Origin of the sequence: Variovorax paradoxus B4 (assembly GCF_000463015.1) — a bacterium.
Classification (GTDB): Bacteria; Pseudomonadota; Gammaproteobacteria; order Burkholderiales; family Burkholderiaceae_C; genus Variovorax; species Variovorax paradoxus_E.
In genome coordinates, this window is sequence record NC_022247.1 from 1,971,092 (window position 1) to 1,997,538 (window position 26,447).

Genomic DNA, 26,447 nt, shown 5'->3' on the forward strand with positions numbered 1-26,447 from the left:
CCCACCGAAGCGCACAGTGCCCGGCATAGCAACCGGCCCCTGACGACAAACCACCAGGAGACAGACAAATGGCGATCCCGAAAACCAAGTTTTGCGGGGGCGCCATGTTGGCGGCCGCCGCATTGCTCGCTGCTTGCGGCACCACCGGCCCGACGAACCTCGGCCTCGGCGCCAATCCGGTGGCGACCTGCGCGGCCCTCGTTGCGCCGGTCGCACCCACTGCGATCGGCCTGCCGAGCGGCGCGGCGACGATCGACTCGGCCACGCTCGTTCCCGCCACGGCGCTTGCCGTCGCCGAGCGCGGTCCCAGCCCCGCCGCGCGCATCACGCCGGCGATACCCGCGCACTGCAAGGTGCTCGGCCGCATCGCGCCGCTCGACGCCGCGGCTCCGCCGATCCTGTTCCGGGTCAACCTGCCGCTCGCATGGAACGGGCGCAGCGTGCAGTACGGCGGCGGCGGCTTCAACGGCACGCTGATCACCGGCCTTGCGCTGGTGCCGGCCGCGCGCTTCGACCAGCCGACGCCGCTGGCGCAGGGCTACGTCACTTACGGCACCGACTCCGGCCACCAGAACGTGGCGGGCCAGCCGCCGCAGGCCTTTGCGCTCAACGACGAGGCACTGGCCAACTTCGCCCATGCCTCGTACAAGAAGGTGCGCGACGTGGCCGTGGCGCTGATGCAGCGCGCCTACGGGCAGGCGCCGCAGAAGCTGTACTTCATGGGCAGCTCCGAAGGCGGACGCGAGGCGCTCACGATGGCGCAGCGCTATCCGCAGGACTTCGACGGCATCTTCAGCCGGGTGCCGGTCATCAACTGGACCGGGCTCCAGCACGCCGGCACGCGCAACGGCATCGTCACCTTCGGCGAAGGGTGGCTGCGGCCCGCGCAGGTGCAGCTGGTGCACAACGCCGTGCTCGCATCGTGCGACGCCGCGGATGGCGCGGCGGACCGGATCGTGTCGAACCCGGTGGCCTGCCTGCAGCGCTTCGATCCGGCGAGCCTGCGCTGCGCGGCGGGCACGAGCGGCGACAACTGCCTGAACGATGCGCAGGCGCAGGCGGTGCGCACGCTGCGTTCGCCGTGGCGCTCGCCCGTGCCGCTGGCCAACGGTGTCACCGAGTACCCGGGCTGGGGCATCGGCGGCGAGGCGACGCCGGCTTTCGCGTCGATGGGCGGATGGAATGCGTGGTGGACGGGCACCAGCGCGCCGGCCGTGCCGCCGCAGCCGAGCAACGGCATCGCGTGGTTCTACGGCAGCGGGGCGCTGCAGTATTTCTATGCGCGCAATCCGTCCATCGACGTGCGCAGCTACCGTGCGGAGGACTTCGCTGCGCGCATTGCCGCCGTCTCGCAGCTGATGGATTCGACGAATCCCGACCTGGGCGCCTTCCAGGCACGCGGCGGCAGGCTGCTGATGCTCGAGCACATGGCCGACTATGCACAGAGTCCGTTCGCGGGCATCCGCTACTACGAGTCGGTCGTCGCCCGCATGGGCCGCGACAACGTGGATCGCTTCATGCGCCTCTACACCGCGCCCGGCGTCGACCATGTGGGCAGCGGCGCCCCGGCCAACGTCGACATGCTCGGCGCGCTGGCCGACTGGGTCGAGCGCGGCCGTGCGCCGAGCGGGCTGCAGCTGGTCGAACAGGAAGTGCAGCCGCCGTTCAAGGTCGTGCGTGCGCGCCCGCTGTGCGAATGGCCGCTGTGGCCGCGCCACACGGGCGGCGATGCATTGCAGGCCGCCAGTTTCCAGTGCAGCAGGTAGCGCAAAGGAACTGAACGGCTCAGGCCGCGCAGCTGTCGGGTCCGCATGACATCGGACCGGCGCCAGCCGCCATCGTCGTCGTCGCGGGCGAGGGCACCACGAGCCTGGCGAGCTGCGCCTTCCATTCCTCGGCACGGCCGAGCCAGGGACCGATGTCGATGCGGCTCGCGGTGCCGTCGGCCTGCGCCAGCACAAAGGTCGGAAAGCCCTGGCCGCCTGCGCGTTGCAGCAACCGGCGGCTTGCGGCGATGTGCTCGGAGGTCGCTTCGCCGGCGAGGCGCGAGAAGGCCGATGCGAAGGCGTCTGCATCGCAACCGAGATCCGTCGCCAACGCCCCGAGCACATCCGCATCGGCGATGCGCCGGCCTTCGACATAGTGCGCGCGCTGCAGGCGATGGATCATGTCGAGGCCAGCGCCCTCTCGCAGCGCCTCGGCCGCGAGCACCGCAGTGGTCGGCGGCTCGGAGTCCATCACCGCACCGGTGTCGCGCAGCAGGCCGTCGAAATAGCCCTCGCCAAAGGGCTGGCCCGTGAGTTCGGCGATGCGGCGGTCGTGCGGCATCACGTAGTCGCGCCACTGCGGCGTGATCGCGCGCCGGTTGGTGCCGGTCATCATGCCGCCGCCGTGGAACTCGACCTTCAGGCCCGGCACGTTGCGCACTGCCTCGACCAGCGGCGCGGCCGCATAGCACCAGCCGCACATCGGATCGAAGACGTAGTGCAGCGTGGCGCCTGCTGCCGACGTGTTGTCGTTCACTGCGGCCATTTCATTTCACCCTTGATGACCTTGGCGCCCAGCTCGAGCGACGAGGCGTGTGCCAGCTTCGGATAGCGCTTCTGCATGGCGGCGATGAGCGCGGCCGAGTCCTTGGCCTTGGCCGACTCGGTCTCGAAGGCCTGCAGATAGCTGCGCGTGAACTTCACCGAGGCCACCGAGTAGGGTGCGCTGCCATCGGCGTTCGGCTCGAAGTGGCCGGGCACCACGGTCTTCGGGTGCAGCGCCTCGATGCGGCCGAGCGTCTTGATCCAGTCGCGGCGCGAGGCGGGCGTTTGCGTGTCGGCCACCCACACATGGATGTTGGCCGAGACCGGGATGCCGCCGACCACGGCCTTGAGCGAGGGAATCCATGCGAAGGTGCGCTCGGGCGTGGGGCCGTCGAGGCCGACGACCTGGATCTTGCGGCCCTCGAGCGTGATGCTGTCGCCGGCCAGCGGCTCGGGCACGACCAGCGCCTTGGGGGCGTTGTCCTTCAGGATCGGGCCCCAGTGCGCGAGCTTGCCGTCCTTGGAGGCCTGGATGGCGGCCACGGTCTGCGGCGTGGCGAGGATCTTCGCATCGGGGAACGCGGCCTGGATCACGTCGAGGCCGAAGTAGTAGTCGGGGTCGCTGTGGCTGATGTAGACCGTGGTCAGCTTCTTGCCGCTGGCCCTGATCTTCTGCACCAGTGCTTCGGCGTCGTTGCGCTGGAACTGCGCGTCGATCAGCACGGCATCGGTCTGGCCCATGACCAGTTCGGAAGACACCGGGAACATCGACTTGGCGCCGGGGTTGTACACGTCGAGCTTGAGCGGCTCGCCGGCCTGGGCCGTCAGGGCGCCGAGTGACAAGGCGGCGGAAAGGGCGGCAGCGGAGAGAAGGGTTCTGCGGAACATTCGGGTCTTTCGGTGGCGTGGCGTTGGCGGGATGGCAACGTGAACAGACCGGATGTTAGGTTCCACGAATAGAAACAAAAACCCTGGTTTTGCCAATGAATAGTTTCTATTTTTGGACAAATCAGCCGACGGAAACCCGATCCGCCGCGCACCGTTCGAGGTGCGCCACCAGCAGTTGCGCCGACGGCGAGAGCGTCGCTTCGTCGCGGAAGCAGATCGCGAAGCGCCGGCGTGCCCAGGCATCGGCGAGCGGCATCAGCCGAAGGCCGTAGGTGTCGGTAAAGGGCTGTGCCACTTCGGCCGGCACCACGCTGATCGCGAGCCCGGCCCGCACCACGCGCAGGGCGGCATCGAAGTTGGACACCAGCACGCGGTACACCAGCGGCTTGCCCGCCACCGCCGCCTCGCGCGCGAGCATCAGCTGCACGGCGCTCAGCGCGGGCATGCCGACGAATTCGTGGCCGAGCACGTCCTGGAAGCGCACCTCGCCGTGGCGTGCCACGGGGTGCGAGGGGTGCGCGACGATCGCCAGGTGGTCGGTGCGGTAGCTGCGCCGCTGCAGGCCTTCCAGGTCGGCGGCGTCCCAGCACAGGCCGATCGATGCGCTGCCCTCGCGGATGCCGCGCACGATCTCGGGGCTGACGCGCTCTTCCATGTCGACGCGGATGTTCCGGTGCGCGGGGTTCTGCAGGAAGTTCGCCACGTCCTCGGCCAGCGATTCGGCCAGCGCCGAGGCCGAGGCGAGGATGCGCACATGCCCCCGGGCGCCGCCCGCATACGCCGCCATGTCGCGCTCGATGCGAAGGGCGCTGCCCAGCATCGCGCGCGCGTGCTCGAGCAGCGTTTCGCCGGCGGGGGTGGGCACCACGCCGCGGCGCTTGCGCAGCAGCAGGGGCGTGCCGACGGCGTCCTCGAGCTGCGCCAGGCGCTTGCTGATGGCCGAGCCGACGATGCTGGCCTGCTCGCCGGCGCGCGCGATGCTGCGGGTCTCGCAGACGGAGACGAAGAGGCGGAGGGTGGTCAGGTCGAGGTCTCTCATGATGTTCCGTTATGGAAGCAAGTGACTTCCAAAATATACCTTCTGGACCAAATCGGAACTTCTAAGATCGGCGTCAACCCTCACGACGGAGACAAGTTTTGAATCACGCCTTCCTGCCGCCACGCGCGGTCGTTCGCGAAGTGGGGCTGCGCGACGGGCTCCAGAGCATCGCCCGGGTGCTGCCCACCGCATGCAAGCTCGAATGGATCCGCGATGCGCATGCCGCCGGACAGCGCGAGATCGAAGTCGGTTCCTTCGTGCCCGCGCACCTGCTGCCGCAACTGGCCGACACGGCCGAACTGCTGGCGTATGCGAAGGCGCTGCCCGGGCTCTTCGCCTCGGTGCTGGTGCCCAACCTGCGGGGTGCGGAACTCGCCATCGCGGGCGAGGCCGATCTCATGATGGTGCCGCTGTCGGCCAGCCATGCGCACAGCCTGGCCAACCTGCGCAAGACGCCCGACGAGGTGGTGGCCGAGGTCGCCCGCATCCGCGCCGCGCGCGACGCCGCGGGTTCGAAGACCTTGATCGATGGCGGCGTGGGCACGGCCTTCGGCTGCACGATCCAGGGCCATGTGGCGCCCGACGAGGTGCTGCGCCTGATGCAGGCGCTGCTCGACGCGGGCGCCGACCGCGTGAGCCTGGCGGACACCGTCGGCTATGCCGATCCCGCCATGGTCCGCAGCCTGTTCGAGCGCGCGCTGCGCATCGCGGGCGACCGCCTGTGGTGCGGCCATTTCCACGACACGCGCGGCCTCGGCCTCGCGAACGTGTATGCCGCGCTGGAGGTCGGCATCACGCGCTTCGACGCCTGCCTGGCCGGCATCGGCGGCTGCCCGCACGCGCCCGGCGCCAGCGGCAACGTCGACACCGAAGACCTCGTCTTCATGCTCGAAAGCATGGGCATTTCGACCGGCGTCGATCTGCCGAAGCTGCTCGAACTGCGCCAGCGCGTGGCCGGGTGGCTCGAAGGCGAAACGCTGCAGGGCACCGTCTGGCGCGCGGGCTTTCCGAAGACCTTCGTGGCGACTGCCGGAGTGGCCTTATGAGCGCGGCGGCCGAAGAAAAACGCCTGCCGCTCGCCGGCATCCGCGTGGTCGAGTTCACGCACATGGTCATGGGCCCGACCTGCGGCATGGTGCTGGCCGACCTGGGCGCCGAGGTCATCAAGGTCGAGCCGATCGGCGGCGACCGCACGCGGCACCTGCTGGGTGCCGGTGCCGGTTTCTTCCCGATGTTCAACCGCAACAAGAAGAGCATCGCCCTGGACCTGCGCCATCCCCAGGGGCTCGAAGCGGCGCTGCGCCTGTGCGCCACCGCCGACGTGGTGGCGCAGAACTTCAGGCCCGGCACCATGGACAAGTACGGCCTCGGCTACGCCGCGCTCGGCAAGCTCAATCCGCGGCTGGTGTACGTCAACCACACGGGCTTCCTGCCCGGCCCCTACGAGCACCGCACCGCCCTCGACGAGGTGGTGCAGATGATGGGCGGCCTGGCCCACATGACGGGCCGTCCCGGCGACCCGCTGCGCGCGGGCACCAGCGTGAACGACATCATGGGCGGCATGTTCGGCGCCATCGGCGCGATGGCCGCGCTGATGCAGCGCGCGCAGACCGGCAAGGGCCAGGAAGTGCAGTCGGCACTGTTCGAGAACAACGTGTTCCTGGTCGGCCAGCACATGCTGCAATACGCGATCACCGGCCAGGCTGCGGCGCCGATGCCCGAGCGCATCTCGGCCTGGGCGCTGTACGACGTGTTCACCGTGAAGGATGGCGAGCAGATCTTCTTGGCCGCGGTGAGCGACGCGCAATGGACGGTGTTCTGCGACGCGCTGGGCTTCGACGACCTGAAGGCCGACCCGGCCCTGCGCACCAACAACGACAGGGTCCGCCTGCGGCCCACGCTGCTGGCGGACCTGCGCCGGCGCCTGGCCGACCGCCCGGCTGCGGAACTGTCGGCGATCTTCGAGGCGCGTGGCCTGCCTTTCGCGCCCATCGTGCGGCCCGAAGACCTCTACGAGGATCCGCACCTGAAGGCGACCGGCGGCCTCGCCGACATCCGCCTGCCCGACGGCGAGCGCGCCGGCCAGACCGCGCAGACGACCCTGTTCCCGATCACGCTCGACGGCCGGCGCCTGGGCGTGCGCCTCGATCCGCCGACACTCGGCGAGCACACGCGCGAGCTGCTGGCCGAGCTCGGCTACGCCGACGCGCAGATGGCGGCGATGCAGGCCGAATCGGCCGTCGCCTGAGCACCTTTTTAGAACCACAAAGAGAGACAAGCCATGCACACGATCCTTCCTCCGATGACCCGTCGCGCCGTCCTGGGCTTCGGCGCCTGCGCCGCCGCAGCGGCGGCATGCCCCGCACTCGCGCAGGGCTCCGACAAGCCCATCCGCTTCATCCTGCCGATCAGCGCCGGCTCCGGCGTGGATGCCATCGTGCGCGCGGCCTCGGTCGCGCTCGGCAAGGCCTTCGGCCAGCCGGTGGTGATCGAGAACCTGCCCGGCGCGGGCGGCATCACCGGCACCTCGGTGCTCGTCAAGGCCGCGCCCGACGGGCTCACGCTCGGCATGGTGTCGAACAACCACGTCATCAACCCGGCCGTGTACAAGAAGATGCCCTTCGACGCCATCGGCGACGTGACGCCGATCAGCGTGGTGGGCGCGACGCCGCTGGTGCTGGTGGTCAATCCCAAGCTGCCCGCCAAGAACGTGAAGGAACTGGTGGCGCTGCTGCGCGCCAAGCCCGAGGGCTACAACTACGCCTCGTCGGGCAACGGCACCATCATCCACCTGGCCGGCGAAATGTTCATGGACGAGGCCGGCGTGAAGGCGCGCCACATTCCCTACAAGGGCACCGGCCCGATGGTCACCGACATGATCGCGGGCCAGGTCGAGATGGGCGTGGTGGCGCTGCCCGCGGTGCAGCCGCACCTCAGGAGCGGCGCGCTGCGCGCCATCGGCCTGTGCGGACCGGCGCGTTCGCCGGCCGCGCCCGACATTCCGACCATCGCGGAGCAGGGCCTGCCGAACTACGCCGTGGAAGGCGGCTGGTTTGCGGTGATCGGACCGCCGAAGATGCAGGCCGCCGACGTCCAGCGCGTGCACGACGCCGTGGCCGCGGCCTTCACGAGCGCCGAGGTCCGCGAGGCCATGGACAAGCAGGGCAACATCATCAAGCCCACCTCGCCCGAGCAGGCCCTGAGCTACTTCCGCAGCGAGGCGGCGCGCTATGCGGCGCTGGTGAAGAAGGCGAACGTCGTGCTGGAGTGAAGCGCGGAATTCAGGCCGCGCTCGTCAACTTGAGGCCGAGGATGCCCGCGACGATCAGGCCGACGCAGACCAGCCGCGCCGCGTTGGCGGGCTCGTGGAACAGCACGATGCCCAGGATCACCGTGCCCACGGCGCCGATGCCGGTCCACACCGCGTAGGCCGTGCCCACGGGCAGCGAGCGCATCGCCCAGCCCAGCAGCACCACGCTGAGCACCATCGAGATCGCCGTGCCGACGGAAGGCCAGAACCTGGTAAATCCTTCGGTGTACTTCAGTCCGATGGCCCAGCCCATTTCGAGCAGGCCCGCCACCAGCAAAACGATCCACGCCATGCGCGCTCCTTGAAAAGTTTCAGTTCTCCGGCCGCACGGCACGGTAGAGAGCGCGCACGAAATCCGACTGCGTGATCATGCCGGTGAGCCGCTTTTCATGGTCGATGATGGGGATATGGTGGTGGCCGCCCTCGGAGAACAGCGGCACCAGGTCGACCACGGGGCGGTCCGCGCTGGCCACGCGCACCTGGCGCGTCATGATCTGGCCCACCACCTCCGGCTTGTTCGACACCACGGTGCGCGTGGCGCGGATCAGGTCGCGCAGCCGGCCGGCAATGCCTTCGTGGTGCTCCAGGTCGAGTTGGCGGAAGAAGTCGGCCTGCGTCACGATGCCGACCACGCGGCGCGTGCGGTCGGTGACGGGCAGCGCCTTGATGCGGCGCTGGTTCATCAGCATCCAGGCTTCCTGCAGAGGCGTGCCGAACTCCACCGACACGGGGTCGCGCGACATGATGTCGGCGCAGTGCAAGGTGCCGAGCCGGCGCTTGTACGACTCGAGTTCGGTCTGCTGGATCAGCGACTCGAGGTCGTCGCGGCTGATGTCGAGCACCTGGTTGTAGCGCGCCAGCACCGCATCGATGTCGGCCTGGCTGAACCGGGCGTCCGCCGAGGGCGGGCGCACCACCTGCACATGCGGATAGCGCCTGCCCGTGAGCGTGTTGTAGGCCACGCCCACCAGCACCAGCAGCAGCGAGTTGACGAGGGTGGGGAACAGGGCCGCCGAGAAATCCGTGGTGTGTGTCAGCACCGCCAGCAGCGCCGCGGCGCCGCCCGGCGGATGCAGGCTGCGCGTGGCGAACATCAGCCCGATGGCGGCGCCCACAGCCAATGCCGCGGCCCAGGCCGGATCAGGTATCCAGCGGACGCAGGCGATGCCCACCAGCGTGGAGAGCGTGTTGCCGACGATGACCGACCAGGGCTGCGCCAGCGGGCTCGCGGGCACGGCAAACACCAGCACCGCGCTCGCGCCCATCGGTGCGATCAGCCAGACGCTGATGCCTGCCGCCTGCGCCATCCAGCGACACAGCAGCGCGGTGATCACGATGCCGATGGCCGCGCCGGCCACGGCGCGCATGCGCTCGCGCGCATCGACGGTGTTGCGGCCTGGCAGCCAGGCGCGCGCATGCGTCAGCAATGCGGAAAACTGTGCCATCGCGTCAGACCTCCGCAGCCACCCGGCGGCCGATCTCGGGCCAGCGCCCGTGCAGCCAGACCCAGGCGACCAGGCCGATGCCCAGCATCAGCATCGAGGTGAGCGCCAGCGCCAGCGTGGAATGCATGACCAGCGGCGCCACCACGCCGGCGACGATGCCGTTGGCGGTGGAGCCGATCACGGCCTGCAGCGACGAGGCCATGCCGCGCCGCTCCGGATGGAGGTCGAGCACCAGCAAGGTGACGACCGGCACCATCAGCGCCCAGCCGAACGCGAACACCGCCAGCGGCCACAAGGCCCAGGCCGCGTGCGCGGTGAACAGCGCGTTGGCCACGACGTTGACCAGCGAGGTCACCAGCATGATCAGGAAACCGTCGCGGATCTGCCGCTTGGGCACCACCTTGCCCGCCATGCGGCCGCTGGCCCACGCGCCCGACATGATGCCGCCGATGGTCAGCAGGAAGAACCAGAAGAACTGCGTCGGCGCCAGTGCGAGGTGGTCGCCGAGAAAGGCAGGCGCGGCCAGCACGTAGAGGAACATGCCGTTGAACGGAACGCCGCTTGCGAACGCGAGCAGCAGAAAGCGCGGGTCCGAGCACAGGTCCCAGTAGCCGCGCATCAGGTGGCGCACCTGGAACGGCTGGCGCTGGCTCTGGTGCAGGGTTTCGGGCAGCAGCTTGTAGTTGGCCGCGAACAGGATCACGCCGACCGCCACCAGGAACCAGAAGATGGCATGCCAGCCGGCATGCACGAAGAGAAAGCCGCCGACGATCGGCGCGATGGCCGGTGCCACGCCGAAGTAGATGGTCACCTGGCTCATCACGCGCTGCGCGTCGGCGGGCGGGAACATGTCGCGGATCACGGCGCGCGACACCACGATGCCCGCGCCGGTCGAAAGCCCCTGCAGTCCGCGGAACAGCACCAGTTGCGCGATGTTCTGCGACAGCGCGCAGCCCAGCGAGGCGAGCGTGAACACCGCGAGGCCCCACAGCACCACCGGCCGGCGGCCGAAGCTGTCCGACAGCGCGCCATGGAACAGGTTCATGAACGCAAAGCCGAACAGGTAGGCCGAAAGCGTCTGCTGCATCTCGGCGGGCGTGGCGCCGATGGAGCGCGCAATGCCCGAGAAGGCCGGAATGTAGGTATCGATGGAGAAGGGGCCCAGCATGCCCAGCACCGCGAGCAGCACGGCCAGTGCCCAGCGCGGGGCCTGCCAGAGTTTGTCTGCATCGGGATTCATGGCGATGGCTCCATTCTTCTTGTTTGCGTTGCACAAAAGAGAGCGCCCGCCGCCCGTATGACGGGGCGCTGCGGGCGCTTGTGGCTTCAGGGAACCCGGATTACAGAGTATCGATGAAGCTGCGCAGTTTGTCCGAACGCGACGGATGCTTGAGCTTGCGCAGTGCCTTCGCCTCGATCTGGCGGATGCGCTCGCGCGTCACGTCGAACTGCTTGCCGACTTCTTCCAGCGTGTGGTCCGTCGACATCTCGATGCCGAAGCGCATGCGCAGCACCTTGGCTTCGCGCGGCGTGAGCGAGTCGAGGATGTCCTTGACCACGTCGCGCAGGCCGGCCTGCATCGCGGCCTCGATGGGCGCGGTGTTGCTGCTGTCCTCGATGAAGTCGCCCAGGTGCGAATCGTCGTCGTCGCCGATGGGGGTTTCCATCGAGATCGGCTCCTTCGCGATCTTCATGATCTTGCGGATCTTGTCTTCCGGGATCTCCATCTTCGCGGCCAGGATGCCGGCATCGGGCTCGAAGCCGAACTCCTGCAGATGCTGGCGCGAGATGCGGTTCATCTTGTTGATCGTCTCGATCATGTGCACCGGGATGCGGATGGTGCGCGCCTGGTCGGCGATCGAGCGCGTGATGGCCTGGCGGATCCACCACGTGGCGTAGGTCGAGAACTTGTAGCCGCGACGGTATTCGAACTTGTCGACCGCCTTCATCAGGCCGATGTTGCCTTCCTGGATCAGGTCCAGGAACTGCAGGCCGCGGTTGGTGTACTTCTTGGCGATGGAAATCACGAGGCGCAGGTTGGCCTCGATCATTTCCTTCTTGGCATCGCGCGAGGACGATTCGCCCTCGTTCATGCGCTTGTTGATGTCCTTGAGCTGGGTCAGCGGCACCACCACGCGCGACTGGATGTCGGCGAGCTTCTGCTGCAGTTCCTGCACCGGCGGAATGTTGCGCGCCAGCACGGCGCTCCAGGGCTTGCCGGCGGCAGCCTGCTTCTCGACCCACTTCTGGTTCAGCAGGTTCGACGCCACGCGATTGCCGTTCTTGTCGTAGCCCGAGAAGTCGCGGATGAACTCGTCCTGCGGGAAGCCGCACTTGTCCACGATGATGCGGCGCAGTTCGCGCTCTTTCTTGCGCACGTCGTCGACCTGGGTGCGAACCAGGTCGCACAGCTTCTCGATGGTCTTGGCCGTGAAGCGGATGGTCATGAGCTCGTCCGACAGGGCCTGCTGGGCCTTCTCGTACGCCGGCGTGCCGTAGCCTTCCTTGTCGTAGATCTTGTGGACCTTCTCGAACATCGAGGCAATGCGGTCGAAGCGCTCGAGCGCATCGCGCTTGAGTTCCTCGAGCTTCTTGGTGAGGGCCTTGGAGCCGCCCTTGCCGTCGTCGTCGTCTTCCTCGTCGAATTCGTCGAAGTCTTCCTCGGCCACGTAGTCGTCGGCCTCGTTGGGGTTCGAGAAGCCGTCCACCACGGTGGAGATGACGACCTTGCCTTCACGGATGTCGGCCGCCAGGCGCAGGATTTCGGCGATGGTGGCGGGGGACGCCGAGATGGCTTCCATCATGGCCATCAGGCCGCCTTCGATGCGCTTGGCGATTTCGATTTCGCCTTCGCGCGTGAGCAGCTCGACCGTACCCATTTCGCGCATGTACATGCGCACCGGGTCGGTCGTGCGGCCGAATTCGCTGTCCACCGTGGACAGGGCCGCTTCGGCTTCTTCCTCGGCCTCTTCCACCGTGGTGGCGGTGGGGGCGGTGTTGTTCAGCAGCAGGGTCTCGGCATCGGGCGTTTGCTCGTACACCGCCACGCCCATGTCGTTGAGCATGGTGACCACGACTTCCATGGTCTCGGCGTCGACCAGCTTGTCGGGCAGGTGGTCGGAGATTTCGCCGTGCGTGAGGTAGCCGCGGGTCTTGCCGAGCGTGATCAGCGTCTTCAGGCGCGAGCGGCGCTTGGCCAGGTCTTCCTCGGACAGCACGGTCTCGTCGAGGCCGAACTCCTTCATCAAGGCGCGTTCCTTCGCCTTGCTGATCTTCATGCGCAGCGGCTTGACCTTTTCCTCGGTGGTCGTGGCAACCGCCGGTTCGTCGCCGGCCAGGTCTTCCTCGATGTCCGACAGGTCGATGTCGCTCTCGGACGCTTCGTTGCCGGCCTTGGGCTTGCGGCCGCGCTTGGCGCCGGTGGCGGGCGCGGCAGCGCCGGCGGCCTTGGGCGGGCGGCCTACTTTCTTGGCGGCAGGGGCGGCGGCAACTGCCTTGGCGGCAGCTTTTTTCGGATCGTCGATGGAGGTCGATTTCGTGGGCACGGTTTTCACTTTCGTTGCGGCTGCCGATTTGGACGCGGCGGCACCCGACTTAGTTGCCGGCATAACGCCAGCTTTCAACGGTTTCTCTGCAACAGACTTAGCGGCGACGCTTTTGGCGAGTGAAGGAGCAGGCTTCTTTGAACTGGGCATACGACCTCGTTACAGCAAGATGGACCAAGCGAAATCACAGGCGCACCGCCACACGGGCAGCGCCGCCACACCCGTCACAGGCACGGGCAAGACACAAAGTCCGCGCACAGGCACGGACAGAAACAATTGGGAAAGAGGAAGAAATTCCTCGTCAGGCAAGATGTCGGGCGAACATTTGGTGTGCAGTCCTTGCGGTTATTGACCCTTTCCGCGGGATTTTTTCCGTTGGAGTGCGTTGCGCTAGGGGTCGGCCCGGAGGTGCTGCTGTCGCTCTTGCCTAATTTCGCCAGTTGCGAAGCCTTACATTATAGCCTATTGCGCAAATTTCAAGCAGTTTCTGCACCACGCGGGTTCAATCGGTTGCGCAATTCGAGCCGCCTGGCCTCCAGCGCCTTGTAGCGTTCAAGCGCCTTCGGGTCCTTTCCGACGGCGGCAATGGCCTCGCTTTGCTGGGCCTTCAGGCGGTCGTCGAGCATGAAATCGAGCACGCTCGCGAGCTCCTTGGCGGCATCGGCCAGGTGCTGTTCTTCCTCGCCTTCGGGGACCGGGGCGCTTTCGGAAACGCTCATGAGGCGCTCCGCCAGCGCCTCGAAATCGAGGCCCCGCATGCCTTCGCGGAGCGCCGCCCACGGCTGCACGCCGTGCTCGTGCAGCTGGCTGTCGAGCCAGGTGAAAAGCGCCCCGTGCGGGCCCGGCAGATCGCACAGCATGAGGTGGAGCTCGTGCGACAGCGCGTCCCACTGCGCCATGTTCGACAGCAGCAGCCGCGCAGCGACGTCCGGCCGGCTTGGCGGCTTGCCCCGGCCGCGCAGCGGCTCGATCGGCGCCTCGAATTTGCCGCCCCAGCGCTTGCCCTTGGTGAATTTGCGCGGCTTGCTATCGCTTTCATAGCGCGGCGGCTCGTACTCGGCCGGCGGCGGCATGTCCGGGTATTCGCTCTCGTGGCCCGGCTCGGCATGCCGCTGTCCTGGCGCCGCAGCCGCCTTGCGCGGGCCCGGGGTGGAGGCCCAGAGTTCCGAAAGCGCCGCGGCGTCGAGCTGCACCAGCGCGGCGATCTCGCTCAGCAGCTGGCGCTTGAGCGCGCCGTCGGGCATGGCGCTCCAGAGCGGACGCACGTTGCTCGTCATGTGCGCACGGCCTTCCGCGGTGGTCAGGTCGCAGCCCTCGCGCGCGGCCTCGAGCATGAAGCGCGACAGCGGCGTGGCTTCCTGGATGAAGCGCGCAAACGCATCGGCGCCGAATTCGCGGATGAAGCTGTCGGGGTCGTGCTCGGCCGGCAGGAACAGGAACTTGATGCTGCGCACGTCGGTGGCATAGGGCAGGGCACCATCGAGCGCCTTGCGCGCGGCGCGGCGGCCGGCCGCATCGCCGTCGAAGCTGAACACCACCGATTCGGTGAACCGGAAGAGTTTTTGCACATGCTCCGTGGTGCAGGCCGTGCCGAGCGTGGCCACGGCATTCGGGAAGCCGAGCTGGGCCAGGGCGACCACGTCCATGTAGCCCTCGGTCACCAGGGCATAGCCGCGTTCGCGGAAGGCGGCGCGGGCCTCGTACAGGCCGTAGAGTTCGCGTCCCTTGCTGAACACGGGCGTTTCGGGCGAGTTCAGGTACTTGGGCTTTTCGTCGCCGAGCACCCGGCCGCCGAAGCCGATGCATTCGCCCTTCACGTTGCGGATGGGGAACATCACGCGGTCGCGGAAGCGGTCGTAGCGCTTGGCGTCTTCGGCGCCGTCTTCCGTGTTGACGATCACCAGGCCGCTTTCGGCCAGCAGGGGGTCGTCGTAGTCGGGAAACACGCTGGCCAGCGCGCGCCAGCCGGCGGGCGCGTAGCCGATGCCGAACTGCCTGGCCACTTCGCCCGAGACGCCGCGGCCCTTCAAATATTCGATGGCGCCCGGCGCCTGCCGCAGGGCCTTGCGGTAGGCCTCGCCGGCTTTTTCGAGCACGTCGGTCAGCGTGGCCTGCTTCTGGCGCTGGTTGGCGGCGCGGGCGCGTTCGGCGGGGGAGGCATCGTCCTCGGGCACCTGCAGGCCGTATTGGCCGGCGAGGTCGTGCACCGCCTCGACAAAACCCATGCCCGCGTGCTCCATGAGAAAGCCGATGGCGTTGCCGTGGACCCCGCAGCCGAAGCAGTGATAGAACTGCTTGGTGGGGCTGACCGAGAAGGAGGGCGATTTCTCGCCATGGAACGGGCACAGGCCCATGAAGTTGGCGCCGGCCTTCTTGAGCTGCACATAGCGCCCGACGATTTCCACCACGTCGGCGCGCGCGATGAGTTCCTGGATGAAAGAAGCGGGGATGGTCATGTAGGCGAAGAGCGGCAAATCATACGCAAGCGTTCGAACGCCCGTGCTCGGACGCCATACTGGCCGCAATTGGAATCCATGGATGACGACGCCCAACCCATTGCACCATGCCGCGCCGCTGTTGCGCCATCCCCTCCGATTCGTCTGGGATGCGCTCAAGGCTTTCCGCGCCAACCAGGGGCTGCTGCTCGCGGGAGCCGTGGCCTATTACGCCCTGCTTTCCATCGTGCCGCTCTTGATCGTGAGCGTGATCGCGCTGTCTCACCTGATCGAGCAGGCCGAACTGCTGCGCACCATCGGCCGGTATCTCGAATGGCTGCTGCCGGGGCAGTCGAAGGCCATCGTGACGGAGCTGTCGAATTTTCTCGACCATCGCGACGTGATGGGCCCGGTGCTGCTCGTGACCATGATTTTCTTCAGCTCGCTGGCCTTCAGCGTGCTCGAGAGCGCCATGGCGGTGATTTTCCATCACCGCAAGGTGGACCACCGGCGCCATTTCCTGGTCTCCGCGGTCATGCCCTATCTCTACATCCTGTGCCTGTGTGTGGGGCTGCTGCTGGTCACCCTGGTGTCGGGCGCGCTGCAGCTGGTCGGGCAGGAAAGCGTCGACCTGCTGGGTCGCAGCTGGTCGCTGTCGGGTATTTCGGGCCTGCTGCTCTACCTGCTGGGGCTGGGCGGCGAGATCTTCATGCTGACCTCGCTCTACCTGGTGATGCCGGCCGGCCGGATGTCGCTGCGCCACGCGCTGCTCGGCGGCGTGACGGCCGCGCTGCTGTGGGAGGCCACGCGGCGCGTGCTGATCTGGTACTTCTCGACGCTGTCGCAGGTCAACGTGGTCTACGGCTCGCTCACCACGGCGATCGTGGTGCTGCTGAGCCTGGAGATCGCCGCCACGCTCGTGCTGCTGGGCGCCCAGGTGATCGCCCAGTACGAGCGGCTGGACCGCACCGGCAGCACGGCGGTGCCGCCGATCACCGGGGCGGAAGTCGAATCGCTCCGTCGAGACGAATCACCTCCCCGTTGAGCATGTCGTTCTCGATGATGTGCTTCGCGAGCTTGGCGTAGTCCTCGGGCGTGCCCAGGCGGGAGGGGAAGGGCACGCTGGCGGCCAGTGCGTCCTGCACCTCCTGCGGCATGCCGAAGAGCATGGGCGTGCCGAAGATGCCGGGGGCGATGGTCATGTTGCGGATGCCGTTGCGCGCCAGGTCGCGTGCGATGGGCAAGGTCATGCCGACCACGCCGCCCTTGGAGGCGCTGTAGGCGGCCTGGCCGATCTGGCCGTCGTAGGCCGCGACGGATGCGGTCGAAATCAGCACGCCGCGCTCGCCCGTGGCTTCGGGCTCGTTCCTGCTCATGGCATCGGCCGCGAGGCGGATCATGTTGAAGCTGCCGATCAGGTTGACCGTGACGGTCTTGCTGAACACCGCCAGCGCGTGCGGGCCGTTCTTGCCCACGGTCTTCTCGGCCGGCGCGATGCCGGCGCAGTTGACTAGGCCCACCAGCTTGCCGAGCTTTTGCGCCGCGGCAACCGCTGCCTGGCCGTCGGCCTCCTGGCTCACGTCGCATTTGACGAACACGCCGTCGATGTCCTTGGCGACGGCTTCACCCTTGTCGGCCTGCATGTCGGCGATCACCACCTTGCCGCCGTTCGCAGCCAGCATGCGCGCCGCGCCTTCGCCGAGGCCCGAGGCGCCACCGGTCACGATAAAAACCTTGCCGTCGATCTGCATTACAAGTCTCCTGAAATAAGACCCGCATTATCCAAGCCAGAAACACCGAGGAACCGGCTCTGCCGGGCCTCTGGTGTTGCCCCCGGTAGGGGGAGGGAGAAGCGACGCGAAGTGCGCGCAGCCTGGGGGCGAGCAAAAGTGCTCGAAAAAAAAGGCCTCATCCGAAGATGAGGCCCTGAATTGGATCCGTGAGGACCCAAGGAGACAACTGGTAGTGGTCGGCGGCTTAGCGCTTGCGCGAGGTGGTCGCGGTCTTCGCGGCGGCGACGGCTTGCGTCGACACGGCGTTGAAGTTGGCTTCGGCAACGTCCGACGCCTGCTTGACGGCCTTCTGGACCGATTCGAAAGCGTTGTTGGCGGCAGCCACGGCGCTCTTCAGCACGGCAACGGCGGTTTCCGAGCCGGCGGGTGCATTCTTGGAAGCGCTGTCGACCAGGCCGACAAAGGTTTGCTGGGCTTCAGCAGCCTTGGCTTCGAAAGCCTTGGTGAACTCGGCGCCGGTGCCCTGGGCGATGTCATAGAGGTGACGGCTGTAGGCAGCGGTCTTTTCGGCCAGGGGCTGGAACAGGCTGGCTTGCAGCGTCAGCAGTTCCTGTGCGTCCTTGACGTTCAGGGCGGCTTGGGCGGTGCTCTGTGCTTCGGTCAGGGCCGCCTTGGAAGCGGTCACGTTGAGTTCGACGAGCTTCTCGACGCCTTCGAAGGCCTTGGTGGTCAGGCCGAACAGGGTTTCGAGGTTTGCTTTTTGGGCGGCGAGGATTTGGTCAGCGGTCAGGGCCATTTGGGAATCTCCGGTAAGGATGAAGGGTGGTCGGTTCACGTTGCGCTGCCTCGTCGTCCATGTTTTATGTTGCGGCGCAGCATGGTCTCAAGTATAGGCAGCACAGCTTTGCGATCAAGGGGGTTTTGCTGCTTTGCAGCAATTTAGAACACACTTTCTAAATTCGCATCGGCATCCAGAATACGGGCCATGCGCGCGTTCTATTCCGGCCAGTTCGTACTGCCCTTGCCCCCGGGCCACCGCTTCCCCATGTCCCGCTATGCCTTGCTGCGCGACCGCCTGCTCGAGCACCTGCCGGCGGTGGACATGGACCAGGCTCCGCGCGCCACCGATGGCGAACTGGCGCTGGCCCACACCCCACAGTGGATCGCCGCCATCAGCGACGGCAGCGTGAGCCCGCAGGCCATGCGGGAGATCGGCTTCCCCTGGAGCGAGGCCATGGTCGAGCGCTCGCGCCGTTCCACCGGGGCGACCATTGCGGCCTGCCGCGCGGCGTTCGCCGGCGGCGTGGCGGCCAACATGGCGGGAGGCACGCACCACGCCTATGCCGACAAGGGCGGCGGATTCTGCGTTTTCAACGACGCCGCGGTGGCCGCGCGGCTGATGCAGGCGGAGCATGGCCGCGGCGGCCGGCAGCTCAAGGTCGCGGTGATCGACGTCGACGTGCACCAGGGCAACGGCACGGCCAGCATCTTCCGCAGCGACCCGAGCGTCTTCACGCTGTCGCTGCACGGGCAGAAGAACTTTCCGTTCCGCAAGGAGGCGAGCGACCTCGACGTCGAGCTGCCCGACGGCTGCGGCGATGCCGACTACCTCACCGCGCTCGAGCACGCGCTCGACGAACTGGACCGGCGTTTCTCGCCGGGCCTGGTGATCTACCTTGCGGGCGCCGACCCCTTCGAGCGCGACCGGCTCGGCCGGCTCAAGCTGACCTTCGACGGCCTGGAGGCGCGCGACCGGCGGGTGTTCGACTGGGCCTGGCAGCGCCGCGTTCCGCTGGCTTTCGCGATGGCCGGAGGCTACGCCAGCGACATTGCCGAGACGGTGCAGGTGCAGCTGGGCACCTTCAAGGTGGCCTTCGACTACTGGCGCCGATGGCAGAATGCCGCGCGATGAGTTCCGCCCACAAGCCCACGCCGCATTCCCGAAGCAGCTATCGCGCGTTTCGCAGCATCCCCACGCGCTGGATGGACAACGACATGTACGGCCATGTCAACAACGTCGTCTACTACAGCTGGTTCGACACGGCGGTGAATGCGCTGCTGATCGAGCGCGGCGCGCTCGACATCCACCAGGGGCAGACCATCGGCTTCGTGGTCGAGACGCAATGCAACTATTTCGCCCCGATCGCCTTTCCCCAGACGGTGGAGGCCGGCATCCGGGTGGCCCAGGCCGGGCGGTCGAGCGTGCGCTACGAGATTGCACTCTTTGCGCAGGGCGCGGAAACCGCGGCCGCCCAGGGCCACTTCGTGCACGTGTATGTGGACCGGGCCACGCAACGGCCGGTGCCATTGCCCGAGGCGCTGCAGCGCGTGGTCGACTCGCTGAAAGCCTGAGCCAGAAAAAACGGCGCCCGAAGGCGCCGTTTTGTCTTTTGCCGTGCGGCCCCGTGAGCCGCGTCGGTCCTACATGGCCTTCTTCATGGCCTTGATGTCGGCCTTGCCCTGGGCTTCGTCGGCCTTGGCCTGCTTCACGCAGGCGGCCTTGGCGTCACCGGTCTGGTCGTCGCACTTTTCCTTGGCGACTTCGTACGTCGCCTTGACCTTCTCTTCGGCCACCTTGCGGGCATGGGCGTCGCTCGGCTTGTACTGCTGCTCGAGTTCGGCCTTCGCCACGTCTTCCTTGCCCTTGGCTTCCTTCTGGCAGACGTCCTTCGCGTTGTCCTTCATCGAATCGCACTGGGCCTTGGCGACCTTGTAGTCGGCTTCGATCTTTTCCTTCTCGACCTTGTACTCGTCCTTGGTCATTGCGCCGGCCTGGGTGGCCATGAAGCAGGTGGAGGCAAGAGCGAGCATGAGCAGATGTTTTTTCATTGTTTTCTTTCTTTGCGGTTCAGAGAAATCGGGGGGCTCAGTATTTTTCGTACCAGAGGGCGTCCGGCGTGCGGCCGTCGCGCGATTCCCATTCCTTGACCTGCTTTTCGGCCTCGTCGCGGCTGATGCCGTGGCGCTCCTGGATGCGGCCCAGCAGCTGGTCGCGCTTGCCTGCAATGACGTCGAAGTCATCGTCGGTCAACTTGCCCCATTGCTCCTTGACCTTGCCCTTGAGCTGTTTCCAGTTGCCTTCGATGGTGTCCTTGTTCATGCGAATCTCCTTGAAAAAATGATTCGGCGGGCTCGTTGGCTGCCGTGCACGAACTGTCGCGGGGGCTATTCACCCTGGCGGTAGGACGCCCAGTGTTGGCGCCGTAGGCACAAGCCGACGGCGCCCGTGATAATCGGACGCACGCCGAAAAGCTTGGGACAACGCGCGCCGCACCATGATCATTCACAGCCTGCTCGACACCGACCTCTACAAGTTCACCATGATGCAGGTCGTCCTGCATCACTTCCCGGGAGCCCGGGTCGAGTACCGGTTCAAGTGCCGCAACCCCGGCATCGACTTGGCGCAGTTCGCCGGGCAGATCCGCGAAGAGGTGCGAAGCCTCTGCTCGCTGCAGTTCCGGGACGCCGAGCTGGCTTACCTGCGCTCGATGCGTTTCATCAAGAGCGACTTCGTCGACTTCCTGGGCCTGTTCCGGCTCAACGAAAAGTACATCACCATCACGCCCCAGCCTTCGGGCGAGCTCGAGATCCGCATCAAGGGCCCGTGGCTGCACACCATCCTGTTCGAGATTCCCGTGCTGGCCATCGTGAACGAGGTCTACTTCCGCAACACGCAGAAGAAGCCCGACTTCGAGGAAGGCCGGCGGCGCCTGGAGACCAAGATCGGGCAACTGCAGGATGCCGGCCTGTCCGACCTGAAGATTGCCGACTACGGCACGCGCCGCCGCTTTTCCAAGGACTGGCATGAAGAGGTGCTGCGCACGCTGAACGCAAGGCTCGGCGCCGTCACCTCGCCGCCGGCGCAGGCCGAGCCCGGCGCGCGGCTGCCCCAGCTCGCGGGCACCAGCAACGTGCTCTATGCCATGAAGCTCGGCCTGATTCCGCTCGGCACCATGGCGCACGAATACCTGCAGGCCTGCCAGGGGCTCGGTCCGCGGCTGCGCGACAGCCAAATCTTCGGCTTCGAGAGCTGGGCCCGCGAATACCGCGGCGACCTCGGCATTGCGCTGTCCGATGTCTATGGCATGAGCGCCTTCCTGCGCGATTTCGACCTCTACTTCTGCAAGCTGTTCGACGGCGCGCGCCATGACAGCGGCGATCCGTTCCAGTGGGGCGAACGCATGCTGGCGCACTACGCCGCCAACCGGGTCGACCCGCGCACCAAGACGCTGATCTTCAGCGACAGCCTCACCGTGCCGCGCACCATCGAGCTCTACCAGCAGTTCCGCGGCCGCTGCCAGCTGGCGTTCGGCATCGGGACCAACCTCACCAACGACCTCGGCTACGAACCGCTGCAGATCGTCATCAAGATGATCAACTGCAACGGCCAGCCGGTGGCCAAGCTGTCGGACACGCCTTCCAAGAACATGTGCGAGGACGAAAAATACCTGGCCTACCTGCGCCAGGTGTTCGAGATCGAGCAGCCGCCGGCCTGACGCGCGTCTGGTACGGTACCGCTCCATGAAAAAAACAGTCCGCCTCGCGGCAGCCGCAGCGCTGCCGATGATGTTCCCCGCGCTTGCCATGGCTGCCGAGTTCGACGGCAGCAAGCTGTCCCCGCTGTGGGGCGTTCCGTTCGCGGGCATCCTGCTGTCGATTGCGCTGATGCCGCTGCTTGCGCCGGCGTTCTGGCATCACCACTACGGCAAGGTTTCCGCGGCCTGGGTGCTGGCGTTCCTGCTTCCGTTTGCCGCGATCTTCGGCGTGCCGCTTGCGGGCGCCCAGTTCGTGCATGCCCTGGTGGAGGAATACATCCCCTTCATCATCCTGCTCACTGCGCTGTTCACGGTGGCGGGCGGTATCCACATTCGCGGCAACCTGCATGGCGCCCCCGGTCTCAACACGGCCATCCTTGCCATCGGCGCGGTGCTGGCCAGCCTCATGGGAACCACGGGCGCTTCGATGCTGCTGATCCGCCCGCTGATCCGCGCCAACGACAACCGAGTGAGCAAGGCGCACGTGGTGGTGTTCTTCATCTTCATCGTCTCGAACGCGGGCGGCTCGCTCACCCCGCTCGGCGATCCGCCGCTGTTCCTGGGTTTCCTGAAGGGCGTCGATTTCTTCTGGACCGCGCGGAACATCCTGCCCGAAACGCTGTTTCTCGTCGGCACGCTGCTTGCGCTGTTCTATGCCATCGACCGCCATCACTACCGCAAGGAAGGCGTGCTGCCGTTCGACCCCACGCCGGACACCCCGCGCATCGGCTTCGACGGCACCGCCAACTTCTGGCTGCTGGGCGGGATCATCTTCTTCGTGCTGCTTTCCGGCGTCTGGAAATCGTCCGCCGGCTTCGAGGTGCTTGGCACGCACGTCGGATTGCCGGGGCTCGCGCGCGACGCCGGGCTCATCGCCATCACGCTGCTCTCGCTCAGGATCACTTCCGACAAGGTGCACGCCGACAACCAGTTCGAATGGGGCCCGATGATCGAGGTGGCCAAGCTGTTCGCGGGCATCTTCCTGACCATCATCCCGGTGATCGCAATGCTGAAAGCCGGCGTCCACGGCCCCTTCGGGGCGGTGGTGTCGGCGGTGACGCGGGTCGACGGCCAGCCCGATCCGGCCATGTACTTCTGGGCCGCCGGCCTGCTGAGCTCGTTTCTCGACAACGCACCCACCTACCTGGTGTTCTTCAACACCGCGGGCGGCGACGCGGCCGCGCTCATGACCACCTACGCCACCACGCTGGCCGCCATCTCGGCCGGCGCCGTGTTCATGGGCGCCAACACCTACATCGGCAACGCACCCAACCTCATGGTCAAGGCCATTGCCGAGAGCCGCGGCGTGCGCATGCCGGGCTTCTTCGGCTACATGGCGTGGTCGGTGGGCATCCTGGTACCGCTGTTCGTCCTCATCACCTTCATCTTCTTCCGCTAGGCGCAGACATCATCATGAGCAAGCCCAAGATCCTGGTCGCACGCGCGATCTTTCCCGAAACCATCGAACGCCTCTCGCAGCATTTCGAGGTCGAGTCGAACCAGGCCGACGAGAGCTGGAGCAAGGAGCAGCTGATCGCCAAACTGCAAGGCAAGCAGGGCGCCTTCACCACCGGCAGCGAGCGCATCGACACCGCGGTGCTCGACGCCTGCCCCGACTTGAAGATCTGCGCCAACATGGCCGTGGGCTACAACAACTTCGACGTCGATGCCATGGCCGCGCACGGCGTGCTCGGTACCAACGCACCCGACGTGCTCACCGAGACCACGGCCGACTTCGGCTTTGCGCTGCTGATGGCCACGGCCCGCCGCATCACCGAGAGCGAACACTTCCTGCGCGCGGGCAAGTGGCAGAAGTGGAGCTTCGACATGTTCGCGGGCTCCGACATCCATGGTTCGACGCTCGGCATCATCGGCATGGGGCGCATCGGGCAGGGCATTGCCAAGCGCGGCGCGCACGGCTTCGGCATGAAGGTGGTCTATCACAACCGCTCACGGCTCGATGCGGCCCTGGAGGCCGAATGCAAGGCCAGCTACGTGAGCAAGGAAGAGCTGCTCAAGACGGCAGACCACGTCGTGCTGGTGGTGCCGTACTCGCCAGCTTCGCACCACACCATCGGCGCGGCCGAAATCGCGCTGATGAAGCCGACCGCCACGCTGGTGAACATCGCGCGCGGCGGCATCGTCGACGACGCGGCGCTGGCCGTCGCGCTGCGCGAGAAGCGCATCGCCGCGGCGGGGCTCGACGTGTTCGAGGGCGAGCCCAAGGTCCACCCCGATCTGCTGACCGTGCCCAACGTGGTGCTGACGCCGCACATCGCAAGCGCCACCGTGCCCACGCGCCGCGCCATGGCCGACCTCGCGGCCGACAACCTCATCGCCTGGTTCGGCGGCAAGGGGGCGCTGACGCCGGTCACGCCCGTTCCGCCCGCCGCCAGCTAAATCGACAGACTAATACGGACCCTCATCGCCACCTTGGACGCTTCCCCGATTCTTCTTCTGCTGGCCGCCCTTGCGGTGGTCCAGCTGGTGCTCGCGGTCTGGCTGCTGGCACGCCGCCAGCCAGCGCCCGACCACAGCGAACTGCTCTCCGTGCTGTCCGCGATGGGCACCGCCAACGAACGCACCGAACGCGAGCTGCGCCACGAAATCGGCGAAAGCTCGCGCGGCGCGCGGCAGGAAACCGCGCAAGCCTTCGCCACCTTCCAGCAGGCATTGGTGCAGCAGGGCGCCGAAGCCACGCGCACGCAGAACGCCCAGCTCGATGCCTTCTCGCTGCAGCTCGCCTCGTTGCAGAAGACCCTGGCCGACACGCTCAACACCCAGCTGCAGGGCCTGAGCGAATCCAATGCCCGCCGCCTGTCCGAAGTGCGCGCGACCATGGAGGCGCAGCTGGCGCAGCTCCAGCAGAGCAACACCGCCAAGCTCGACGAGATGCGCAAGACCGTCGACGAGAAGCTGCAGAGCACGCTCGAAGCCCGCCTTGGCGAGAGCTTCAAGCAGGTGGCCGACCGGCTCGAGCAGGTGCACAAGGGCCTGGGCGAGATGCAGACGCTGGCCGTCGGCGTCGGCAGCCTGCAGCGCGTGCTGACCAACGTGAAGACGCGCGGCGTGTTCGGCGAGGTGCAGCTCGAGGCGCTGCTCGAGCAGGTGCTCACCCCGGAGCAGTACGCCAAGCAGATCGAGACCAAGCCGCGCAGCGGACAGCGCGTGGACTTCGCGATCCGCTTCCCGGGCCGCGGCGACGACGGCGCTCCGGTGTGGCTGCCGATCGACGCCAAGTTTCCGCGCGACGACTACGAGCGCCTGATCGATGCGCACGAGCGTGCCGACGCACCCGGCGCCGAACTCGCCGCCAAGGCGCTCGAAGCGCGCATCCGCGTCGAGGCCCGTTCGATCGCCGAGAACTATCTGGCGGCCCCGCACACCACCGACTTCGCCATTCTTTTCCTGCCGGTCGAAAGCCTCTATGCCGAGGTGCTGCGCCGTCCGGGCCTGATGGACGCCATCCAGCGCCAGCACCGCGTGACGCTGGCCGGCCCGACCACCCTGCTTGCCATGCTCAACAGCCTGCACATGGGCTTTCGCACGCTGGCGCTGGAGCAGCAGGCCTCAGAGGTCTGGAAGGTGCTGGGGGCGGTCAAGACCGAGTTCGAGCGCTACGGCGAATGGGTTTCGCGCATCAAGGAGCAGGTGGCCAAGGCCTCCGACACGCTCGACAAGGCCGACACGCGCGCCAAGCAGATGCGCCTCGCGCTGCGCAAGGTCGAGGCGCTGCCCGAAGCGCAGTCGCAGGTGCTGCTGCCTCCCACGGCCGACAGCGAGGGCGACGACACCCCGTGAAGGGCTCCGAACTGCTGCGCGTGATCGGCGCCCAGGTCTGCCTGCACGCCACCATGGCCGGCATGCGGCTCGCAACCCCGCTGCTGGCGCTGCAATTGGGATACAGCGCAGCGGCCGTCGGCGTGCTGATTGCGCTGTTCGCGCTCACGCAGGTGTTCCTGGCGCTGCCGGCCGGTCGCTTTGCCGACCGGCACGGATTCAAGCGGCCGCTGTGGCTGTCGGTCATTGCGGCCTCGGCCGGTGCGGGACTCGTACTCGTTTTTCCGACCTTTCCGATGATGTGCGTCGCGGCGCTGCTGACCGGTGGCGCCACGGGCGCGACCGTCATTGCGCTGCAGCGCCATGTGGGCCGTTCCGCGACCAACGCCACGCAGCTCAAGCGCGTGTTCAGCTGGCTTGCAATTGCGCCCGCGGTCGCCAATTTCGTCGGCCCGTTCGTTGCCGGCCTGCTCATCGATCACGCGGGGCGCGCTCCCGCGGACATGCTGGCGTTCCGGGTTTGCTTCGCGGTGATGGCGGCTTTTCCCATCGTCTGCTGGCTGCTTGCGCGCGGCGCGCACGAGCCGCCGCGCACCGCACCCGCCGCCGGGGCCGTGCCCACGCGGGCCTGGGACCTGCTGCGCGAACCGATGTTCCGCCGCCTGCTGTTCGTGAACTGGCTGCAGTCGTCGAGCTGGGATGTGCATGCCTTCGTGCTGCCGGTGCTGGGGCACGACCGCGGCATCAGCGCTTCGGTGATCGGCTCCATCCTCGGCGCCTTCGCCATTGCCGCGGCCGCCATCCGGGTGCTGCTGCCCCTGGTTGCATCGCGCGCTTCGGAGCGCAGCGTGATCCTGAGCTCCACCCTCGTCACGGCTGCGGTGTTCGCGGTCTACCCGCTGCTCGACTCGGCCTGGACCATGGGCCTGTGTTCCGTGATCCTCGGCTTCGCGCTCGGCGCGGTGCAGCCGATGGTGATGAGCATGCTGCACCAGATCACGCCACACGCGCGGCACGGCGAGGCGCTGGGCCTGCGGCTCATGACCATCAATGCATCGAGCGTGGCCATGCCGATGCTGTTCGGCTCGATCGGCGCGCTGATCGGCATCGCGGGCGTTTTCTGGGTGGTGGGCGGTGTGGTTGCGCTGGGGGCGCGGGCGACCTGGGGGCTGAAGGTTTCGCAATGAGGAAGAACGGCAAGGTGGC

At 67.1% G+C, this 26,447-nt stretch carries 24 protein-coding genes and 1 pseudogene; 13 read left to right on the forward strand and 12 right to left on the reverse strand.

The features are described 5' to 3' along the window. The first annotated feature begins 68 nt into the window (after nt 1-68). Entirely contained in the window at nt 69-1,766 is a 1,698-nt protein-coding gene (locus VAPA_RS09070; protein WP_021006472.1) for a tannase/feruloyl esterase family alpha/beta hydrolase, read from the forward strand. Nucleotides 1,767-1,785: 19 nt separating this feature from the next. Here VAPA_RS09070 and VAPA_RS09075 read toward each other — a convergent pair whose 3' ends face one another. The 3 genes and pseudogenes from VAPA_RS09075 to VAPA_RS09085 form a co-directional block, all read right to left on the reverse strand. Further along, nucleotides 1,786-2,532: a DsbA family protein gene (locus VAPA_RS09075; protein ID WP_021006473.1), complete on the reverse strand. Its 747-nt coding sequence runs from the start codon at nt 2,530-2,532 to the stop codon at nt 1,786-1,788. Next, nucleotides 2,526-3,419 (reverse strand): annotated as a pseudogene (locus VAPA_RS09080) (MBL fold metallo-hydrolase); the annotation flags it as partial. The pseudogene VAPA_RS09080 and the gene VAPA_RS09075, both read right to left, overlap by 7 nt. Nucleotides 3,420-3,540: 121 nt before the next feature. Continuing rightward, nucleotides 3,541-4,458, reverse strand: coding sequence for a LysR family transcriptional regulator (locus tag VAPA_RS09085; protein WP_021006475.1), 918 nt, complete (start codon nt 4,456-4,458; stop codon nt 3,541-3,543). A gap of 98 nt (nt 4,459-4,556) precedes the next feature. On the opposite strand from VAPA_RS09085, the gene VAPA_RS09090 reads away from it, so the two are divergent. Genes VAPA_RS09090 through VAPA_RS09100 form a run of 3 tightly spaced genes read left to right on the forward strand, consistent with a single transcriptional unit; the run spans nt 4,557 to nt 7,729 of the window. Next, on the forward strand, nt 4,557-5,504 hold the full coding sequence (locus VAPA_RS09090; RefSeq protein WP_021006476.1) for a hydroxymethylglutaryl-CoA lyase: 948 nt from the start codon (nt 4,557-4,559) through the stop codon (nt 5,502-5,504). Then, nucleotides 5,501-6,706, forward strand: coding sequence for a CaiB/BaiF CoA transferase family protein (locus tag VAPA_RS09095; protein ID WP_021006477.1), 1,206 nt, complete (start codon nt 5,501-5,503; stop codon nt 6,704-6,706). Before VAPA_RS09090 ends, VAPA_RS09095 begins: the two co-directional genes overlap by 4 nt. 33 nt (nt 6,707-6,739) lie before the next feature. Continuing rightward, nucleotides 6,740-7,729, forward strand: a complete 990-nt coding sequence (locus tag VAPA_RS09100; protein WP_021006478.1) for a tripartite tricarboxylate transporter substrate binding protein — start codon at nt 6,740-6,742, stop codon at nt 7,727-7,729. 10 nt (nt 7,730-7,739) lie between these two features. Here the strand turns inward: VAPA_RS09100 and sugE are convergent, their stop codons facing one another. From sugE to rpoD, 4 genes are all read right to left on the reverse strand, one after another. After that, complete coding sequence (sugE, locus tag VAPA_RS09105) at nt 7,740-8,060, reverse strand: quaternary ammonium compound efflux SMR transporter SugE (RefSeq protein WP_021006479.1); 321 nt, start codon at nt 8,058-8,060, stop codon at nt 7,740-7,742. A 19-nt stretch (nt 8,061-8,079) separates the two neighbouring features. Then, nucleotides 8,080-9,213, reverse strand: a complete 1,134-nt coding sequence (locus tag VAPA_RS09110) for an HPP family protein (RefSeq protein ID WP_021006480.1) — start codon at nt 9,211-9,213, stop codon at nt 8,080-8,082. Between the two features lie 4 nt (nt 9,214-9,217). Next, nucleotides 9,218-10,453 carry a multidrug effflux MFS transporter gene (locus VAPA_RS09115; protein WP_021006481.1) on the reverse strand — a complete coding sequence of 412 codons (1,236 nt, stop codon included), beginning with the start codon at nt 10,451-10,453 and terminating at the stop codon, nt 9,218-9,220. A gap of 100 nt (nt 10,454-10,553) precedes the next feature. Next, nucleotides 10,554-12,821 carry an RNA polymerase sigma factor RpoD gene (gene rpoD, locus VAPA_RS09120; protein ID WP_230558982.1) on the reverse strand — a complete coding sequence of 756 codons (2,268 nt, stop codon included), beginning with the start codon at nt 12,819-12,821 and terminating at the stop codon, nt 10,554-10,556. Between rpoD and VAPA_RS35090 the strand changes: the two genes are divergently transcribed. Then, a complete protein-coding gene (locus VAPA_RS35090; protein ID WP_230559052.1) occupies nt 12,736-13,110 on the forward strand; it encodes a hypothetical protein in 375 nt (124 codons plus the stop codon). The two genes, rpoD and VAPA_RS35090, sit on opposite strands and share 86 nt — an antisense overlap. Before the next feature lie 124 nt (nt 13,111-13,234). Here VAPA_RS35090 and dnaG read toward each other — a convergent pair whose 3' ends face one another. Beyond that, nucleotides 13,235-15,214: a DNA primase gene (dnaG, locus tag VAPA_RS09125; RefSeq protein WP_041946377.1), complete on the reverse strand. Its 1,980-nt coding sequence runs from the start codon at nt 15,212-15,214 to the stop codon at nt 13,235-13,237. Nucleotides 15,215-15,296: 82 nt separating this feature from the next. Here dnaG and VAPA_RS09130 point away from each other — a divergent pair, with 82 nt between their 5' ends. Beyond that, a complete protein-coding gene (locus VAPA_RS09130) occupies nt 15,297-16,238 on the forward strand; it encodes a YihY/virulence factor BrkB family protein (protein ID WP_021006484.1) in 942 nt (313 codons plus the stop codon). On the opposite strand, the gene VAPA_RS09135 is transcribed toward VAPA_RS09130, so the two are convergent. Both VAPA_RS09135 and VAPA_RS09140 read right to left on the reverse strand, forming a co-directional pair. Next, on the reverse strand, nt 16,186-16,944 hold the full coding sequence (locus VAPA_RS09135; protein WP_021006485.1) for a 3-hydroxyacyl-CoA dehydrogenase: 759 nt from the start codon (nt 16,942-16,944) through the stop codon (nt 16,186-16,188). The genes VAPA_RS09130 and VAPA_RS09135 overlap by 53 nt on opposite strands. Nucleotides 16,945-17,170: 226 nt before the next feature. Next, nucleotides 17,171-17,722, reverse strand: coding sequence for a phasin family protein (locus VAPA_RS09140; protein WP_021006486.1), 552 nt, complete (start codon nt 17,720-17,722; stop codon nt 17,171-17,173). A gap of 189 nt (nt 17,723-17,911) precedes the next feature. Between VAPA_RS09140 and VAPA_RS09145 the strand changes: the two genes are divergently transcribed. Both VAPA_RS09145 and VAPA_RS09150 read left to right on the forward strand, forming a co-directional pair. Beyond that, nucleotides 17,912-18,838 (forward strand): histone deacetylase family protein, encoded by a 927-nt coding sequence (locus VAPA_RS09145; protein WP_021006487.1) that lies wholly within the window; start codon nt 17,912-17,914, stop codon nt 18,836-18,838. Further along, nucleotides 18,835-19,278 carry an acyl-CoA thioesterase gene (locus VAPA_RS09150; protein WP_021006488.1) on the forward strand — a complete coding sequence of 148 codons (444 nt, stop codon included), beginning with the start codon at nt 18,835-18,837 and terminating at the stop codon, nt 19,276-19,278. Before VAPA_RS09145 ends, VAPA_RS09150 begins: the two co-directional genes overlap by 4 nt. A gap of 69 nt (nt 19,279-19,347) precedes the next feature. Here the strand turns inward: VAPA_RS09150 and VAPA_RS09155 are convergent, their stop codons facing one another. After that, nucleotides 19,348-19,755: a hypothetical protein gene (locus tag VAPA_RS09155; protein ID WP_021006489.1), complete on the reverse strand. Its 408-nt coding sequence runs from the start codon at nt 19,753-19,755 to the stop codon at nt 19,348-19,350. Between the two features lie 37 nt (nt 19,756-19,792). Then, nucleotides 19,793-20,026 (reverse strand): CsbD family protein, encoded by a 234-nt coding sequence (locus VAPA_RS09160; protein ID WP_013540393.1) that lies wholly within the window; start codon nt 20,024-20,026, stop codon nt 19,793-19,795. A gap of 175 nt (nt 20,027-20,201) precedes the next feature. Here VAPA_RS09160 and pncB point away from each other — a divergent pair, with 175 nt between their 5' ends. Genes pncB through VAPA_RS09185 form a run of 5 tightly spaced genes read left to right on the forward strand, consistent with a single transcriptional unit; the run spans nt 20,202 to nt 26,428 of the window. Further along, nucleotides 20,202-21,422 (forward strand): nicotinate phosphoribosyltransferase, encoded by a 1,221-nt coding sequence (gene pncB, locus VAPA_RS09165; protein WP_021006490.1) that lies wholly within the window; start codon nt 20,202-20,204, stop codon nt 21,420-21,422. A gap of 25 nt (nt 21,423-21,447) precedes the next feature. Continuing rightward, nucleotides 21,448-22,860 carry a sodium:proton antiporter gene (locus VAPA_RS09170; protein ID WP_021006491.1) on the forward strand — a complete coding sequence of 471 codons (1,413 nt, stop codon included), beginning with the start codon at nt 21,448-21,450 and terminating at the stop codon, nt 22,858-22,860. Between the two features lie 14 nt (nt 22,861-22,874). Next, entirely contained in the window at nt 22,875-23,861 is a 987-nt protein-coding gene (locus VAPA_RS09175; RefSeq protein ID WP_021006492.1) for a 2-hydroxyacid dehydrogenase, read from the forward strand. 33 nt (nt 23,862-23,894) lie between these two features. Next, entirely contained in the window at nt 23,895-25,262 is a 1,368-nt protein-coding gene (locus tag VAPA_RS09180) for a DNA recombination protein RmuC (RefSeq protein WP_021006493.1), read from the forward strand. After that, a complete protein-coding gene (locus tag VAPA_RS09185) occupies nt 25,259-26,428 on the forward strand; it encodes an MFS transporter (RefSeq protein WP_021006494.1) in 1,170 nt (389 codons plus the stop codon). The genes VAPA_RS09180 and VAPA_RS09185 overlap by 4 nt, the downstream gene beginning before the upstream one ends. Nucleotides 26,429-26,447 lie beyond the last annotated feature (19 nt).

Bases quoted from the DNA above. Each gene is read 5' to 3' on its own strand.
- sugE (WP_021006479.1), bottom strand. From the start codon at position 8,060: ATGGCGTGGATCGTTTTGCTGGTGGCGGGCCTGCTCGAAATGGGCTGG.
- VAPA_RS09145 (WP_021006487.1), top strand. From the start codon at position 17,912: ATGCGCGCGTTCTATTCCGGCCAGTTCGTACTGCCCTTGCCCCCGGGC.
- VAPA_RS09075 (WP_021006473.1), bottom strand. From the start codon at position 2,532: ATGGCCGCAGTGAACGACAACACGTCGGCAGCAGGCGCCACGCTGCAC.
- VAPA_RS09095 (WP_021006477.1), top strand. From the start codon at position 5,501: ATGAGCGCGGCGGCCGAAGAAAAACGCCTGCCGCTCGCCGGCATCCGC.
- VAPA_RS09115 (WP_021006481.1), bottom strand. From the start codon at position 10,453: ATGAATCCCGATGCAGACAAACTCTGGCAGGCCCCGCGCTGGGCACTG.
- VAPA_RS35090 (WP_230559052.1), top strand. From the start codon at position 12,736: ATGGAGGTCGATTTCGTGGGCACGGTTTTCACTTTCGTTGCGGCTGCC.
- VAPA_RS09160 (WP_013540393.1), bottom strand. From the start codon at position 20,026: ATGAACAAGGACACCATCGAAGGCAACTGGAAACAGCTCAAGGGCAAG.
- VAPA_RS09150 (WP_021006488.1), top strand. From the start codon at position 18,835: ATGAGTTCCGCCCACAAGCCCACGCCGCATTCCCGAAGCAGCTATCGC.
- VAPA_RS09175 (WP_021006492.1), top strand. From the start codon at position 22,875: ATGAGCAAGCCCAAGATCCTGGTCGCACGCGCGATCTTTCCCGAAACC.
- VAPA_RS09155 (WP_021006489.1), bottom strand. From the start codon at position 19,755: ATGAAAAAACATCTGCTCATGCTCGCTCTTGCCTCCACCTGCTTCATG.
- VAPA_RS09110 (WP_021006480.1), bottom strand. From the start codon at position 9,213: ATGGCACAGTTTTCCGCATTGCTGACGCATGCGCGCGCCTGGCTGCCA.
- VAPA_RS09135 (WP_021006485.1), bottom strand. From the start codon at position 16,944: ATGCAGATCGACGGCAAGGTTTTTATCGTGACCGGTGGCGCCTCGGGC.
- VAPA_RS09100 (WP_021006478.1), top strand. From the start codon at position 6,740: ATGCACACGATCCTTCCTCCGATGACCCGTCGCGCCGTCCTGGGCTTC.
- VAPA_RS09085 (WP_021006475.1), bottom strand. From the start codon at position 4,458: ATGAGAGACCTCGACCTGACCACCCTCCGCCTCTTCGTCTCCGTCTGC.
- VAPA_RS09170 (WP_021006491.1), top strand. From the start codon at position 21,448: ATGAAAAAAACAGTCCGCCTCGCGGCAGCCGCAGCGCTGCCGATGATG.
- VAPA_RS09130 (WP_021006484.1), top strand. From the start codon at position 15,297: ATGACGACGCCCAACCCATTGCACCATGCCGCGCCGCTGTTGCGCCAT.
- dnaG (WP_041946377.1), bottom strand. From the start codon at position 15,214: ATGACCATCCCCGCTTCTTTCATCCAGGAACTCATCGCGCGCGCCGAC.
- VAPA_RS09070 (WP_021006472.1), top strand. From the start codon at position 69: ATGGCGATCCCGAAAACCAAGTTTTGCGGGGGCGCCATGTTGGCGGCC.
- rpoD (WP_230558982.1), bottom strand. From the start codon at position 12,821: ATGCCGGCAACTAAGTCGGGTGCCGCCGCGTCCAAATCGGCAGCCGCA.
- pncB (WP_021006490.1), top strand. From the start codon at position 20,202: ATGATCATTCACAGCCTGCTCGACACCGACCTCTACAAGTTCACCATG.
- VAPA_RS09140 (WP_021006486.1), bottom strand. From the start codon at position 17,722: ATGGCCCTGACCGCTGACCAAATCCTCGCCGCCCAAAAAGCAAACCTC.